This window comes from Streptomyces sp. NPDC031426, from assembly GCF_055581585.1.
On record NZ_JBVIJE010000007.1, the window covers coordinates 163,141 to 178,718 of the forward strand.

General features: G+C 69.7%; 12 protein-coding genes, 1 tRNA gene and 1 pseudogene. 8 read left to right on the top strand and 6 right to left on the bottom strand.

Annotation, left to right across the window (positions count from 1 at the left end; genetic code table 11):
• Positions 1-29: 29 nt before the first annotated feature.
• The 3 genes from ACZ5NH_RS16235 to ACZ5NH_RS16245 all read right to left on the bottom strand — a co-directional run bounded on the left by ACZ5NH_RS16235 (position 30) and on the right by ACZ5NH_RS16245 (position 2,768).
• Positions 30-359: a rhodanese-like domain-containing protein gene (locus ACZ5NH_RS16235; RefSeq protein WP_468776186.1), complete on the bottom strand. Its 330-nt coding sequence runs from the start codon at positions 357-359 to the stop codon at positions 30-32.
• Between the two features lie 86 nt (positions 360-445).
• Positions 446-1,252: a hypothetical protein gene (locus ACZ5NH_RS16240; RefSeq protein ID WP_468775721.1), complete on the bottom strand. Its 807-nt coding sequence runs from the start codon at positions 1,250-1,252 to the stop codon at positions 446-448.
• A gap of 82 nt (positions 1,253-1,334) precedes the next feature.
• Entirely contained in the window at positions 1,335-2,768 is a 1,434-nt protein-coding gene (locus ACZ5NH_RS16245) for a DUF2252 domain-containing protein (RefSeq protein WP_468775723.1), read from the bottom strand.
• Positions 2,769-3,194: 426 nt separating this feature from the next.
• Between ACZ5NH_RS16245 and ACZ5NH_RS16250 the strand changes: the two genes are divergently transcribed.
• Positions 3,195-3,983, top strand: a complete 789-nt coding sequence (locus ACZ5NH_RS16250) for an Fpg/Nei family DNA glycosylase (RefSeq protein ID WP_388622886.1) — start codon at positions 3,195-3,197, stop codon at positions 3,981-3,983.
• Positions 3,984-4,088: 105 nt separating this feature from the next.
• Here the strand turns inward: ACZ5NH_RS16250 and ACZ5NH_RS16255 are convergent, their stop codons facing one another.
• Positions 4,089-4,754 carry a DUF4097 family beta strand repeat-containing protein gene (locus ACZ5NH_RS16255; RefSeq protein WP_468775725.1) on the bottom strand — a complete coding sequence of 222 codons (666 nt, stop codon included), beginning with the start codon at positions 4,752-4,754 and terminating at the stop codon, positions 4,089-4,091.
• 382 nt (positions 4,755-5,136) lie between these two features.
• Positions 5,137-5,220, bottom strand: a tRNA-Leu gene (locus ACZ5NH_RS16260).
• A 618-nt stretch (positions 5,221-5,838) separates the two neighbouring features.
• On the opposite strand from ACZ5NH_RS16260, the gene ACZ5NH_RS16265 reads away from it, so the two are divergent.
• From ACZ5NH_RS16265 to pknB, 6 genes are all read left to right on the top strand, one after another.
• Positions 5,839-6,702 (top strand): FhaA domain-containing protein, encoded by an 864-nt coding sequence (locus ACZ5NH_RS16265; protein ID WP_468775727.1) that lies wholly within the window; start codon positions 5,839-5,841, stop codon positions 6,700-6,702.
• 10 nt (positions 6,703-6,712) lie between these two features.
• On the top strand, positions 6,713-7,243 hold the full coding sequence (locus tag ACZ5NH_RS16270) for an FHA domain-containing protein FhaB/FipA (protein ID WP_388622877.1): 531 nt from the start codon (positions 6,713-6,715) through the stop codon (positions 7,241-7,243).
• A 132-nt stretch (positions 7,244-7,375) separates the two neighbouring features.
• A complete protein-coding gene (locus ACZ5NH_RS16275; protein ID WP_468775729.1) occupies positions 7,376-8,920 on the top strand; it encodes a Stp1/IreP family PP2C-type Ser/Thr phosphatase in 1,545 nt (514 codons plus the stop codon).
• 27 nt (positions 8,921-8,947) lie between these two features.
• On the top strand, positions 8,948-10,399 hold the full coding sequence (locus ACZ5NH_RS16280; RefSeq protein WP_388622872.1) for an FtsW/RodA/SpoVE family cell cycle protein: 1,452 nt from the start codon (positions 8,948-8,950) through the stop codon (positions 10,397-10,399).
• On the top strand, positions 10,396-11,871 hold the full coding sequence (locus tag ACZ5NH_RS16285) for a peptidoglycan D,D-transpeptidase FtsI family protein (RefSeq protein ID WP_388622870.1): 1,476 nt from the start codon (positions 10,396-10,398) through the stop codon (positions 11,869-11,871). The genes ACZ5NH_RS16280 and ACZ5NH_RS16285 overlap by 4 nt, the downstream gene beginning before the upstream one ends.
• A 189-nt stretch (positions 11,872-12,060) precedes the next feature.
• Positions 12,061-14,040, top strand: a complete 1,980-nt coding sequence (gene pknB / locus ACZ5NH_RS16290) for a Stk1 family PASTA domain-containing Ser/Thr kinase (RefSeq protein WP_468775732.1) — start codon at positions 12,061-12,063, stop codon at positions 14,038-14,040.
• Positions 14,041-14,104: 64 nt separating this feature from the next.
• On the opposite strand, the pseudogene ACZ5NH_RS16295 reads toward pknB, so the two are convergent.
• Positions 14,105-14,377: pseudogene (locus ACZ5NH_RS16295) on the bottom strand (sortase domain-containing protein); the annotation flags it as partial.
• A 133-nt stretch (positions 14,378-14,510) separates the two neighbouring features.
• Here ACZ5NH_RS16295 and ACZ5NH_RS16300 point away from each other — a divergent pair.
• Positions 14,511-15,542, top strand: coding sequence for a restriction endonuclease (locus tag ACZ5NH_RS16300; protein WP_468775734.1), 1,032 nt, complete (start codon positions 14,511-14,513; stop codon positions 15,540-15,542).
• Positions 15,543-15,578 lie beyond the last annotated feature (36 nt).

The window sequence follows — 15,578 nt, forward strand, 5'->3', positions numbered from 1 at the left end:
GCGCGGCCCCCGGGGACACGGGGAAGCTGCTACAGCACGAAGCCGGGCCGGCCGTCGTCGGTGATCACCGGGCGGCCCGCGGCCTGCCAGACCTGCATGCCGCCGTCGACGTTCACCGCGTCGATGCCCTGCTGGACCAGGTACATGGTGACCTGCGCCGAGCGGCCGCCGGAGCGGCAGATGACGTGGACACGGCCGTCCCGCGGGGCGGCCTCGGTCAGCTCGCCGTAGCGGGCCACGAACTCGCTGATGGGGATGTGCAGCGCCCCCTCGGCGTGGCCCGCCTGCCACTCGTCGTCCTCGCGGACGTCCAGCAGGAAGTCGCTGTCCTTGAGGTCCGCGACCTCGACCGTGGGCACACCAGCTCCGAAACTCATGCCCCCGACGCTACCCGAAGCTGCCCGGAGCCGGCCGGGCCGAGCCGCGGCTCGGCCCTGCTCCAGGCTCAGCCCTGCTCCAGCAGGGCCGCCAGTTCCGCCTCGCGCTGGGCGATGTCGGAGCGCAGCTTGGTGGCGATCTCCTCGAGCAGCCCGTCGGGGTCGTCCGGGGCGAGCCGGAGCATGCCGGCGATGGCGCCCTCCTCCAGTTCACGGGCGACGAGGGTGAGCAGTTCCTTGCGCTGGGCGAGCCATTCGAGGCGGGCGTACAGCTCCTCGGCGGGGCTCGGGCGCCGCTCGGGCGGCACCGGGCCGGCCGCCCACTCCTCGGCCAGCTCCTTCAGCAGGGTCTCGTCGCCGCGGGCGTAGGCGGCGTTGACGCGGGTGATGAACTCCTCACGCCGCTGCCGCTCCGGTTCCTCCTGTGCCAGGTCGGGGTGCGCCTTGCGGGCCAGCTCGCGGTAGAGCTTGCGGGCCTCCTCGCTGGGCCGCACCCGCTCCGGGGGCCGTACGGCCTGGTCGCTCAGCATGGCGGCGGCCTCCGGGAAGAGGCCGTGGCCGTCCATCCAGCCGTGCAACAGCTCTTCCACGCCGGGGATCGGCAGGATCCGCGCGCGGGCCTCCTCGGCGCGGCTGATGTCCTCCGGGTCGCCGGTGCGGGCGGCCCTGGCCTCGGCGATCTCGGCGTCCAGCACCTCGATGCGGGTGTAGAGCGGGCCGAGCCGCTGTTCGTGCAGCCGGGAGAAGTTCTCGACCTCGACGCGGAACGTCTCCACGGCGATCTCGTACTCGATCAACGCCTGCTCGGCGGCCAGTACGGCCTGTTCGAGCCGCTCCTCGGGGCGCGGGGACTGTTCGGCATCGGGGGTCGTCACGCGAACAGGGTAGGGGGTGGAGATGCGGCGGGGTGCCGTAGGGCTGTCGGTGGTCTGCCGGGTGGGGAGCCCAGCCCCCGCCTCACACGCCCAGCTCCGCCGCGATGCGTCCCGTTCGGATGCCCGTCACCAGTTCCGCGTGGTCGGCCTCGGTGCGGTCGGCGTAGGTGACCGCGAATGTGGCTATCGACTCGTCCAGTTCCTCGTTCTTGCCGCAGTAGCCGGCGATCAGGCGGGGGTCGGCGCCGTGGGAGTGGGCGCGGGCCAGCAGGGCGCCGGTCATCCGGCCGTAGTCGTCGATCTGGTCGGCGGCGAGGGCGGCGGGGTCGACGCTGCCCTTGCGGTTGCGGAACTGGCGGACCTGGAAGGGCCGGCCACCGGCCGTGGTCCAGCCGAGGAGGATGTCGCTGACCACCTGCATCCGCTTCTGGCCGAGGACGACCCGTCGGCCCTCGTGCGCCACCGGCGGCGTCTCGAACCCGGCCGTGGCCAGATGCGGGACGAGCGCGGAGGGGCGGGCCTCCTTCACCTGGAGGACCAGCGGCTGCTCGCGGTGGTCGAGGAGCAGGACGACATAGGACCGGGTGCCGACGCTGCCGGTGCCGACCACGCGGAAGGCCACGTCGTGGACGGCGTGCCGGGCGAGCAGGGGGTGCCGGTCCTCGGGCAGCGTCGTCAGGTACTCCTCCAGGGACGCGGCGACCGCCGCCGCCTCGGCGTCCGGGATGCGGCGCAGGACCGGTGAGGCGTCCACGAAACGGCGTCCGCCGTCCGCCGCCTCCTCGGTCGACTTCGCCGCGAACCGGCCGCTGGTGTTGGCCCGGGCCTTCTCGGAGACCCGTTGCAGGGTGCCGAGCAGATCGTGGGCGTCGGTGTGGGAGACCAGTTCCTCGTCCGCGATGGCGTTCCACGCGTCCAGCACCGGCAGCTTGGCGAGCAGGCGCATGGTGCGGCGGTAGGCGCCGCCCGCGTCCCGCGCGGCGGTACGGCAGGTGTCCTCGTCGGCGCCGGCCTCCCGCCCGGCGAGCACCAGGGAGGCGGCGAGCCGCTTCAGATCCCACTCCCAGGGGCCGTACACGGTCTCGTCGAAGTCGTTGAGGTCGATGACGAGGTCGCCGCGGTGGTCGCCGTACAGGCCGAAGTTGGCCGCGTGCGCGTCTCCGCATATCTGGGTGCCGATCCTGGTCATGGGGGTGCGGGCCAGGTCGTACGCCATGAGTCCGGCCGAGCCGCGCAGGAAGGCGAACGGGGTCGCGGCCATCCGTCCGACGCGGATGGGGGTCAGTTCCTCGATACGGCCGGCGTTGGACTCGATGACGGCGCTCACCGCGTCGGGGCGGGAGGGGTCCAGGTCGAGCGTGCGGTGCGCGCCGCGCGGCACGCTCGTCCGCAGCGCCTTGCCCTCGTCCCTGGGCGAGCCCTGCCGCGGCCACTGGGCGAACCCGCGCACCCGCGGCAGCCGGCGCGTCTCCTGGTCCACCGTGTCCGCCAGCACTTCCCCACCGGTTCCGGTCACCGCGACCGCCTCCCCCGAACGCCCTTCGGCACGAACATCCACACGAACATCAACTCGTGCAGACGGTACAGCGGACGCCCGGAACGCGTCAGACCCTGTGGATGACGGCCTGGCACGGTACGAACGGCGACGCGGAGGGCACTCGGGTGGACGGCCGTCGGCAGCGTCGTACCCACGGTCCCCGCGAGCCCGGCGCGACGCGCCCCACGACACCCCCGCCTTCGGAATCGCCATCCGTGTCGGCACAGGCCCGGCGCAGCGAGGAGGCTGCCATGGCCCCGAGACAGAAACGAGGGACCGCGCCCCCAGCCGCTACGGCTCCAGCTACGGCTCCGGCTCCGGCTCCGGCTCCGGCTCCGGCTCCGGCTCGATCGTCGTGCCCCCGTCAAGCGCAGGGCGTCGTCAGTCGGCAGGGTGGCGTCCGCCGTGCCTGAGCTGCCGGACGTCGAGGGTTTCCGCAGGGTGCTCGTGTCCTGCGCGAAGGGCAGGGAGATCCGCCGCGTCGACGTGTGCGACGCGGGCGTCCTGCACGGGGTGAGCGCACGGCGGCTCCGCGAGGCACTGGAGGGCCGGCGGTTCACCGAGCCGGAGCGGCACGGCAAGTGGCTGCTCGCTCACACCGGCGGCCCGACCGTCCTGCTGCACTTCGGTATGACCGGTCGGCTGCTCTGCGCCGATCCCGACGACGCCGTCGAGGCCCACGACCGCGTCCTGTTCTACCTGGGTGGCGGCCGCCAGCTCCGCTACCGCGACCAGCGCAAGCTCCAGGGCCTGTGGCTGGCCGACGACGACTCCGGCGTCGCCCGGCTGCTGGACCGTCAGGGTCCCGATGCGCTGGCAGTGGACCGTGAGGACTTCGAGGCCGGGCTCCGCGCGCGCCGCGGTCACATCAAGACCGCGCTGACCGATCAGTCGGTCCTGGCCGGGCTCGGCAATCTGCTCGCCGACGAGATCCTGTGGCGTGCCGGGCTGCACCCCGGCACCCGGGCCGGTGATCTGACGGAGAGCGAACGCCGGCACCTGTACTCCCACATGCGGCGCACGCTGCGTTCCTCGGTCAACGCCGGCTGCGTGCCACCGCGCGACGGGTGGCTCACCGGCCATCGCGACGACCCCGACCCGGTCTGTCCCCGCTGCGGCACCCACCTGCGCCGCTCCCGGCTGGGGGGCCGGGGCACCGTGTGGTGCCCGCGGTGCCAGCCGAGCCGGTCCTGAACCCTGGATACCTGAACCGCGGGAGAACCGGGGACCGGCCCCGCACGACCCGGCCGGCCCCCTCCGTCCACAGGCTGTGAGCCGGAGGGTCCTGGTTCTGTTCCTTCAGAGGCTGCGGGCGGTGATGTCGCCGTGGGAGGTGGTGGCACGGATGTCGAGTTCGGCGGTGCCGTCGTTCTTCAGGGCGTTGCTGATACGGCCGTGGGTGGTGCCGGCGTCCAGGACGGCCGAGACCCCGGCGGCGGCGCCGACGGTGATGTCGCCGGAGCCGGTGCGCAGCACGACCGTGCCGCGCGCGGCCTCGGTGATCCGGATGTCGCCCCGTGCGGTGCTGATCTCCGCGGGGCCGGTGAGCAGGCCGACTTGGACGTCGCCGTCGACCGCCCTGAGGCGCACGCCTGCCGCCTCGTCGATCTCGATCCGCCGGTACGCGCCGTCGAAGGCGACGTCGCCGAGACGGCCGACGGTCAGCAGTTCACAGCTGCCGGTCTTGGCCTCGACGCTGGAGCCGGCAGGCAACTGCACCGTGACCTCCATGGATCCCGACGGGCCGAAGAGCTGGTTGCGGGGCTCGGGGACGCGGATCCGCAGGACGCCGTCGGCGTAGGCGACCTCTGTCTGATCGGCGCTCTTCACGTCGCGGCTCTTGGCCGGGTCGGCGGGCCCGACCTCGACGGTGGTGTCGGCACGGTCGGCGGCGATGAACCGGACGCGTCCGGCGGGGATGTCCAGGACGACGGAGACCGGGGCGGGGGTGTCGAACTTCTGCATCGTGCGCTCCTATTCCCGTGGATTTTCGGGTCGGCCGCGAGGGGTCCGCGCGGCGAACGACAGCAACGGTAGGGCGGTTGCCCAGCCATTGGCAAGTAGTTGCCAACAATCATTGCCAAACGTCCGGAAGAATGGACCACGAGATGGCGAGAAGTTGCCTCAACGGAGGCAAGACGACGCCGCGTTTGCGGTGAGGGAGCCGGCGGCGACAGGAGGCATCGTCGGCCTCGCTCGTGAGATAGCTCACAGATGGGTCCCCTACGTCCGCCACCAGTCTGTGCGATTCATCACAAACCGGGACACAATAAGAAACGGGCCCACAACGCCGAAACGGGCCCCTGCCGGTGACTTCCGTCACCGACAGAGACCCGTCTCGTCTCTGTGCGCGAGGGGGGAGTTGAACCCCCACGCCCTTGCGGGCACTGGAACCTGAATCCAGCGCGTCTGCCTATTCCGCCACCCGCGCATTGGGTGTGTCTTCCGGTTCCCGCCCTTTCGGGCCGGCCCCTTCCGACACCCAGAACATTAGCACGTCGTACGGGGTGGGTTCACATCGCTTCCCTCCGGCCCGAGACAGCCCCGGACCCCCGAGACAGCCCCGGACCCGCCACGACCCCACCAGGCCCCCACCCAGGCCCGCCACGACCCCCGTCAGCCCCCACCCGAACCACCAACTCCCCACCGACCCCCGCCCCAAGCCCACAACACCCCATCCACCGCCCCGCCCCGATCCCCAAACCCGTCCCCCCACAACGCCCCCAACCGCCCCCTCCTACCCGCCCCATCCCTCCCCCACGTATCAAGGAGACTCGGTTCACGTATCAACCTCGTACCGTTCCCCGGCATCTCCCCAGGAGCCGGGCCGGGTCCACAGCCAGGTGCGGGACACTGGTCTTCGCCCCCCTCTACGATCCATGGCAGCGGGACTGCGCACCGGGAGTTCGAAGGGGAGCCGCTGGGGGAACCGGCTGATTGCCGGACGCGTAGATACGATCAGTGCGCAGCACCAGCGGAACCGGCAGTACAGGCAAGACAGCGGCCACACAGCAGGGCAAGGCAACGGCAAGGACGGAGGAGGTGCCCCATGGGAGTCCTGAAGAAGTTCGAGCAGCGTCTCGAAGGTCTGGTGAACGGCACCTTCGCCAAGGTCTTCAAGTCCGAGGTCCAGCCCGTGGAGATCGCCGGCGCGCTCCAGCGTGAGTGCGACAACAACGCCACGATCTGGAACCGTGACCGGACCGTCGTACCGAACGACTTCATCGTGGAGCTGAGCGCGCCGGACTACGAGCGCCTCAGCCCGTACTCCGGGCAGCTCGGCGACGAGCTGGCCGGCATGGTGCGCGACTACGCCAAGCAGCAGCGCTACACCTTCATGGGACCGATCAAGGTCAGCCTGGAGAAGGCCGACGACCTCGACACCGGCCTGTACCGGGTGCGCTCGCGCACCCTCGCCTCCTCCAGCAGCCAGCAGGGACAGCAGGCCCCCGCGGCCCCGGTCCCCGGCCGTCCCGGGCAGGGCGGCCCGGGCGGGTACGGCTATCCGCCCGCCGCGCCCGCCGGCGCGCCCCCGATGCCGGCCGCACCGCCGCCCGGCGCCCGCCCCGGCGGCTACGGATACCCCCAGCCCGCCACCCAGCGGCCCGCGGCCGCCCCGGCGAGCGGCGGGCGCACCCGCTACTGGATCGAGATCAACGGCACCCGCCACCAGATCTCCCGCCCGACGCTGGTGCTGGGCCGCAGCACCGACGCCGACGTGCGGATCGACGACCCCGGCGTCTCCCGCCGGCACTGCGAGATCCGGACCGGAACGCCCTCGACGATCCAGGATCTCGGTTCCACCAACGGCATCGTGGTGGACGGGCAGCACACCACCCGCGCTACGCTCCGCGACGGCTCGCGGATCGTCGTGGGCAGCACCACCGTTATCTATAGGCAAGCCGAAGGGTGAAGCGGGGGCAATGTCAGAGCTGACCCTCACGGTCATGCGGCTGGGTTTCCTGGCCGTACTGTGGCTGTTCGTGATCGTGGCCGTGCAGGTCATCCGGAGCGACCTGTTCGGTACGCGGGTCACCCAGCGCGGATCGCGCAGGGAGGCCGGGCGTGCGCAAGCGCAGGGCCGGCAGCAGGCGGCCCGGCAGCAGTCGGCGCCCCCGCAGCAGCGCGGCCAGCAGGGCGGCGGCCGGCGCGGCCGCAACGCCCCCGCCAAGCTGGTGGTGACCGAGGGCACACTGACCGGCACGACGGTCGCGCTGCAGGGGCAGACGATCACGCTGGGCCGGGCGCACGACTCCACGATCGTGCTGGACGACGACTACGCCTCCAGCCGTCATGCCAGGATCTACCCGGACCGCGACGGTCAGTGGATCGTCGAGGACCTCGGCTCCACCAACGGCACCTACCTGGACCGCTCCCGGCTGACGACTCCCACGCCGATCCCGCTGGGCGCGCCGATCCGCATCGGCAAGACCGTCATCGAGCTGCGGAAGTAGTACGACAATGAGCGAGCGGAGCGAGCACGCGGAAGCAGGCCGCACCCCGGCCTCCGGCGCGCTCCCGACCGGAGGGTGGGCAGTGTGGCTCGACACGACCGGCTGCATTCGGAGCCGACGGGCGAGGTGCGCATGAGTCTGTCACTGCGCTTTGCCGCCGGATCGCACAAAGGCATGATCCGGGAGGGCAACGAGGACTCGGGCTACGCCGGTCCGCGGCTGCTCGCGATCGCCGACGGCATGGGCGGCCAGGCGGCCGGCGAGGTCGCCTCCTCCGAGGTGATCTCCACCCTGGTCACCCTCGACGACGACGTGCCCGGCTCCGACATCCTCACCTCCCTCGGCGTCGCCGTGCAGCGCGCCAACGACCAGCTGCGCGCCATGGTCGAGGAGGACCCCCAGCTGGAGGGCATGGGGACCACGCTGACCGCACTGCTGTGGACCGGGCAGCGGCTCGGGCTCGTCCACGTCGGCGACTCCCGCGCCTATCTGCTGCGTGACGGGGTGCTCACGCAGATCACGCAGGACCACACCTGGGTGCAGCGGCTCGTCGACGAGGGCCGGATCACCGAGGAAGAGGCCACCTCCCACCCCCAGCGCTCCCTGCTGATGCGCGCCCTCGGCAGCGGCGACCACGTCGAGCCCGACCTGTCCATCCGCGAGGTCCGGGCCGGCGACCGCTATCTGATCTGTTCCGACGGTCTGTCCGGCGTCGTCTCCCACCAGACGATCGAGGAGACCCTCGCCAGCTACCAGGGCCCGCAGGAGACCGTGCAGGAGCTGATCCAGCTCGCGCTGCGCGGCGGCGGCCCCGACAACATCACCGTCATCGTCGCCGACGTCCTCGACCTGGACACCGGTGACACCCTCGCCGGGCAGCTGTCCGACCAGCCGGTCGTGGTCGGCGCGGTCGCCGAGAACCAGCACCATCTGCACGACAACGGCATCATGCAGACCCCGGCCGGCCGCGCCTCGCACCTGGGCCGCCGGGCAGCCGGGCACGGCGGCGGCGAGTTCGGCCCGCCCGGCTCCGGCGACACCACCGGGTACATCCCGGCGGGCAGTTTCGACGACTACGCCGACGGCGACTTCACCAAGCCGCGCGGTGGGCGCAAGTGGCTGAAGAGATCCTTCTACAGCGTGCTCGCCCTCGCCGTGATCGGCGGCGGCCTCTACGGCGGCTACCGCTGGACCCAGTCGCAGTACTACGTCGGCGCCAAGGACGAGCACGTGGCGCTGTACCGCGGCATCAGCCAGGACCTGGCCTGGGTGTCGCTGTCGAAGGTGGAGAAGGACCACCCCGAGATCGAACTCAAGTACCTGCCGCCCTACCAGCAGAAGCAGGTCAAGAACACGATCGCGGCGGGCGGTCTGCAGCAGGCGCAGGCGAAGATCCAGGCGCTGTCGGTGCAGGCCTCCGCGTGCAAGAAGCAGGCGGAGCGCACGGCCGTCGCATCGCGGCAGAACGCGAAGACGGGCCAGGGCGAGGCCGGGGGCACCACGGGAACCACCCGTACCGCTTTCACGTCCAAGGCCACACCGACACCGCACCCATCCGGTTCGGCGCCCGCTACGAAGAACCCTTCGAAGCCGCCGTCCGCGTCCACCACCCCCAACCCCGGCCCGAGCCTCTCCGAGGATGAGAAGAAGGTCGTCGATCAGTGCGGCAAGCAGTAGCCGAGCCGCGAGAGGCCCTGTCACACGATGAGCAGTACGACTAACTCGCCGACGCACCACACGTCCACGATCGGCGCGATCGGCGCGCCGAGCCGCCGCAACACCGAGCTGGCCCTGCTGGTCTTCGCCGTGGCCATCCCGGTGTTCGCCTACGCCAACGTGGGCCTGGCCATCAACAACTCGGTGCCCGCCGGGCTGCTGTCCTACGGCCTCGGTCTCGGTCTGCTGGCCGGCGTCGCCCATCTCGCCGTACGGAAGTTCGCCCCGTACGCCGACCCGCTGCTGCTGCCGCTGGCCACGCTGCTCAACGGGCTCGGACTCGTAGTGATCTGGCGGCTGGACCAGTCGAAGCTGCTGCAGTCGCTGCCCCACTTCGCCGCGGCCGCGCCCCGCCAGCTGCTGTACAGCGCGCTGGGCATCGCCATGTTCGCCGCGGTGCTGATCTTCCTGAAGGACCACCGCGTCCTGCAGCGCTACACGTACATCTCCATGGTCTGCGCCCTGGTCCTGCTGCTCCTGCCGCTGGTGCCGGGCCTCGGGGCCGACATCTACGGCGCCAAGATCTGGATCCGCGTCCCCGGCCTGGGCTCCCTCCAGCCCGGTGAGTTCGCGAAGATCGTCCTCGCCGTCTTCTTCGCCGGCTATCTGATGGTGAAGCGCGACGCCCTGGCCCTCGCCAGCCGCCGCTTCATGGGCCTGTACCTGCCGCGCGGCCGCGACCTCGGCCCCATCCTGGTCGTCTGGGCGATGTCGATCCTCATCCTCGTCTTCGAGACCGACCTCGGCACCTCGCTGCTGTTCTTCGGAATGTTCGTCATCATGCTGTACGTCGCCACCGAGCGGACCAGCTGGATCGTCTTCGGTCTGCTGATGTCCGCGGTCGGCGCCGTCGGCGTGGCGAGCTTCGAGTCGCACATCCAGACGCGTGTGCACGCCTGGCTCAACCCGATGCGCGAGTACCAGCTCAGCCGCCAGGTCACCCACGACGGCATCCTCCACTCCGACCAGCTGCAGCAGTCTCTGTGGGCGTTCGGCTCCGGCGGCACCCTCGGCACCGGCTGGGGCCAGGGTCACTCGGACCTGATCAAGTTCGCCGCCAACTCCGACTTCGTCTTCGCCACCTTCGGCGAGGAGCTGGGCCTCGCGGGCATCATGGCGATGCTGCTGATCTACGGCCTGATCGTGGAACGCGGCCTGCGCACCGCCCTCGCCGCCCGCGACCCGTTCGGCAAGCTGCTCGCCGTCGGCCTGTCCGGCGCCTTCGCGCTGCAGGTGTTCGTCGTGGCCGGCGGTGTGATGGGCCTCATCCCACTGACCGGTATGACGATGCCGTTCGTCGCGTACGGCGGTTCCTCCGTGCTGGCCAACTGGGCGCTGATCGGCATCCTCATCCGCATCAGCGACACCGCCCGCCGCCCGGCGCCCAGCCCCGCCACGAACCCCGACGCCGAGATGACCCAGGTGGTCCGCCCGTCATGAACAAGCCCCTGCGCCGGATCGCGATCTTCTGCGGCCTGCTCGTGCTGGCCCTGCTGATCCGGGACAACTACCTCCAGTACGTCAAGGCCGACCAGCTCGCCACCGAGAAGGACAACCGCCGGGTCGCCATCGAGCGCTACGCCCACCCGCGCGGCGACATCATCGTCGACGGCAACCCGATAACCGGCTCCGTGGAGTCCAAGAGCGGCGACTTCAAGTACAAGCGGACGTACAAGGACGGGCCCATGTGGGCCCCGGTCACCGGCTACTCCTCGCAGGCCTTCGACGGCAGCCAGCTGGAGAAGCTCGACGACGGCATCCTGACCGGCAACGACGACCGGCTCTTCTTCCGCAACACCCTCGACATGGTCACGGGCAAGCCGAAGCAGGGCGGCAACGTCGTCACCACGCTGAACGCGGCCGCGCAGAAGGCCGCGTTCGACGGGCTGAAGGCACAGGGCGGCAAGGGCGCGGTGGTCGCGCTGGAGCCGTCCACGGGCAAGATCCTGGCGCTGGCCTCCTACCCGTCGTACGACCCCTCGTCCTTCTCGGGCTACTCCGACAGCGACGCCAAGGCCTGGAACAGCCTCCAGAAGGCGAACAACCCGGCCGACCCGATGCTCAACCGCGCGCTGCGCGAGACCTATCCGCCGGGCTCCACGTTCAAGCTGGTCACCGCGGCGGCCGCGCTGGAGAACGGGCTGTACAACTCGGCGGACCAGGCCACCGACTCCCCCCAGCCCTACACGCTGCCGGACACCACGCGCGAGCTGAAGAACGAGGGCAGCATCCAGTGCAAGAACGTGTCCCTCCGGGAGGCGCTGCGCATCTCCTGCAACACGGTCTTCGGTCACATCGGTGCCCAGCTCGGCAAGGACAAGATGCTGAAGGAGGCCGAGAAGTTCGGCTTCAACTCCGAGCAGTTCGTCCCGGTGCGGTCGAACGCGTCCGTCTTCCCCAAGGAGATGGACCGCCCGCAGACGGCGCTCAGCTCGATCGGCCAGTTCGACACCGCCGCCACCCCGCTGCAGATGGCCATGGTCGCCTCGGCGGTCGCCGATGACGGCAAGCTGATGAAGCCGTACATGGTCGACGAACTGCAGTCCTCCAACCTCGACCCGGTCGCGAAGACCCAGCCGGAGGAGATGAGCCGGCCGCTGTCGCCGGCCAACGCGCAGATCCTGCAGTCCATGATGGAGACGGTCGTCAAGCAGGGCACCGGTACGAAGGCGCAGATCCCCGGCGTCACCGTGGGCGGCAAGACCGGCACCGCGCAGCACGGTGTGGCCAACAGCGCCAACCCGTACGCATGGTTCGTCTCCTACGCCAAGCTGCCCGACGGCAGCTCGCCGGTCGCGGTCGCCGTGGTCATCGAGGACGAGAGCGCCAACCGCGACGACATCTCCGGTGGCGGCTTGGCCGCGCCGATCGCGAAGAACGTCATGGAGGCAGTCATCAAGTCCAAGAAGTGACCTCGCCACCAGGAAGTGACACCGCTCACGTCTCCTTCACATCGGCGCACGTTGCGATACCGGTCCTGTATCGGGTTACTGGCTTGGCCAGGTCACACAAAGCGAGCCGGGTACGGTAGGCCCGGACGGCAGCCTCCGGCCGCACACCACTGTGCGGCCGAGACCGACGGAGAGGGCTGGTAGGTAGCTATGGAAGAGCCGCGTCGCCTCGGCGGCCGGTACGAGCTGGGCCAGGTGCTCGGCCGTGGTGGCATGGCGGAGGTCTACCTCGCGCATGACACCCGCCTGGGCCGCACCGTGGCAGTGAAGACCCTGCGCGCCGACCTGGCACGCGACCCTTCCTTCCAGGCCCGGTTCCGCCGGGAGGCCCAGTCGGCCGCCTCGCTCAACCACCCCGCGATCGTCGCGGTCTACGACACGGGTGAGGACTACATCGACGGGGTCTCCATCCCGTACATCGTGATGGAGTACGTCGACGGCTCCACCCTGCGTGAGCTTCTTCACAGCGGCCGCAAGCTGCTGCCGGAGCGCGCGATGGAGATGACCATCGGCATCCTCCAGGGCCTGGAGTACGCCCACCGCAACGGCATCGTCCACCGCGACATCAAGCCGGCCAACGTCATGCTGACCCGCAACGGCCAGGTCAAGGTCATGGACTTCGGCATCGCCCGCGCCATGGGCGACGCCGGCATGACCATGACCCAGACGGCCGCGGTCATCGGCACGGCCCAGTACCTGTCGCCGGAACAGGCGAAGGGCGAGCAGGTCGACGCCCGGTCGGACCTGTACTCGACGGGTTGCCTGCTGTACGAGCTGCTGACGGTACGGCCCCCCTTCGTGGGCGACTCCCCCGTCGCGGTGGCCTACCAGCACGTCCGTGAGGAGCCGCAGCCCCCGTCGGTCTTCGACCCCGAGATCACGCCCGAGATGGACGCGATCGTCCTGAAGGCGCTGGTCAAGGACCCGGACTACCGCTACCAGTCGGCCGACGAGATGCGCGCCGACATCGAGGCCTGCCTGGACGGCCAGCCGGTCGCGGCGACGGCCGCGATGGGCGCGGTGGGTTACGGCGGCTACCCGGACGACCAGCCGACGACGGCCCTGCGCCCGGACTCCGGCGCCGGAGCGACCAGCATGCTCCCGCCGATGAACCCGGACGGCGGCTACGGCTACGACGAGCCGTCCGGCCGCCGTCGCCAGCAGCAGAAGAAGTCCAACACCTCCACGATCCTCCTGGTGGTCGCGGGCATCCTCGTCCTGATCGGCGCGATCCTGATCGGCAAGTGGGTCGCCAGCGGCGGCAACACGGGCAACGGCAAGGTGGCGGTGCCGACGTTCGTCGGCCAGACCGAGGACTCGGCCAAGAAGATGGCCGACAACGTCGATTTGAAGCTGTCGATCACGAGGAAGCCCTGCGACGCCCAAGCCAAGGGCAATGTCTGCGACCAGGACCCGCAGCCCAAGACGAATGTGGACAAGGGCAGCACGGTCGACCTGACGGTGTCGACGGGCGCGCCGAAGGTCGCCGTGCCGAACGTTCTCGGACAGACCTTCGACGACGCCAAGGCGACGCTCGAAGGCGACAAGTACAAGTTCGACGTCGTCCGCAAGGACGAGGTCTCGACGCAGCCGGCCGGCACGGTCATCAAGCAGAACCCCGATCTCGGCGCGGAGGTCCAGAAGGGTTCCAAGATCACCCTGACGGTCGCCAAGCCCGAGGACAAGGTCACCGTCCCCAACACCATCATCGGTGAGTCCTGCGACCAGGCCAAGGCCGAGCTGACGCAGCTGGGCCTGGTGCCGACCTGCAACAACACCCCCACCACCAACCAGGACGACAACGGCAAGGTCACCGCGTCCAACCCGCAGCCGGGCCAGCAGGTCGACAAGAACACGCCCATCGCCCTCACCGTCAGCGTGTTCCAGCAGAGCCAGCAGACCCCGGTGCCGAACGTCACGACCCAGACCCTGAAGCAGGCCGTGCAGACCCTGCAGCAGCAGGGCTTCAACCAGATCCAGGTCAACGGACCCCAGGACGACAAGGCACGGGTCACCAGCCAGACCCCGCCCCCGGGCACCCCGGCCGACCCGAGCAACACCCAGATCGTCCTGACCACCGTCGACGTCGGCGGCGGCAACGGCGGCCTCCTCGGTGGCTTCAACGGCTGACACCCCGCACACCCGAGTGGGCCCCTGCCGGTACTTTCCGGCAGGGGCCCACTCATATGCTCTGTCAGCCCTGCAGTTCCTTCGGCGGCGTCCGCTCGCTGTCCACCTTCTCCACCCGGACCAGCTCGCCCCACACCACGTACCGGTACTCCGAGGTGTACACCGGCGTGCATGTCGTCAGCGTGATGTAGTGGCCCGGCTTCTTCTTGCCGGACTCCTTCGGGACCTGGTCGATGACCTTGACGTTGTACTTCGAGGTCTCCGGCAGGACCGAGTACACCTTGTAGACGTACCAGTCGTCCCGCGTCTCGAAGACGACCGGGTCGCCCTTCTTCACTCACATCCACCGTGATCGCACAGCAGTGCTCCTACCGATCGTGTCGTCATATGACAGGGCTCGTTGATCGGGTGGGGTGGGGAATCGAGTCTCTGCCCCTGCCAAATGGCTACGGCGAACCGAAGGGCAGAACGTGATCAACGAATCGGCGCTGCTGGAATCGAAGACACTGCGCAGCAGCGTGCTGGACCGCACGGACGTGCTCGACAAAGTCAAGGCACTGTCGCTGCTCCCGGACGGGATGCATGTCACGACGGCGATGGTGGCCACCTACTTCCAGGTGGGTATCAAGACCATCCGTTCTCTCGTCGTCGACCATCGTGCGGAGCTGGAAGCAAGCGGGTACCGAGTCCTGACCGGTTCAGAACTGAGCTCCTTCAAGGAGCTCAGTGGCATCCAGTCACGCACTCGGTCCCTGGCGCTGTTCTCCCGCCGCGCAGTCCTCAACGTCGCCATGCTGCTCCGGGACAGCGAAGTCGCACGTCAGGTGCGTGTGTACCTTCTGGACACGGAGAGCCTGGCGCGCACGCAGCCTGTGGAAAACTCCCTTTACAGCGATATCGCCTCCCTCGACGACCGCATCGACCAACGCATCACCCACATCCTCGGCAAGACGGTCGTGCCGATGTTCAACGTCCTGATCGAAACGTCGAGCGGACACCGCAAGGAGCTGATCGCTCTACGGGCGGGAGTTCAGCGCATCGAACGACGGCTCCATCAACACCATGCCCGGCTGCAGCGGCTCGAAGGGACGCAAGACGACCGACCCGCCGTCGGAGTCATGGCCGTCATGGACGCCATGAACGGCCGCGCGTTCGAGCAACACATCGCCACACTGCTGCGCCGTGATGGATGCACCAACGTCGTCGTGCAGGGCGGGCACGGAGACCGGGGTGTCGACATCACCGGGCGCACGGCCGACGGGCGAAGCCTTGTCGTCCAGTGCAAACGGTTCGCGCCCTACCTCAACATCACCAGCCCCGACGTGCAGAAATTCGTGGGCGCTGCCAAGGTTCTGTACAGCGCGGAAGTGGCACTCTTCGTGGCGACCTGCCCCTTCACCCCCGACGCTGTGCGCATCGCCGCCGACACGGGGATCACGGCCGTACACCGAGGGCTGCTTGAGGAATGGAGCGCCGGGGAGCCGTTGAAGGTGCTGGAGTAGGCACGGCCTGACACACATGGGTCCGAAGCCGCAAAA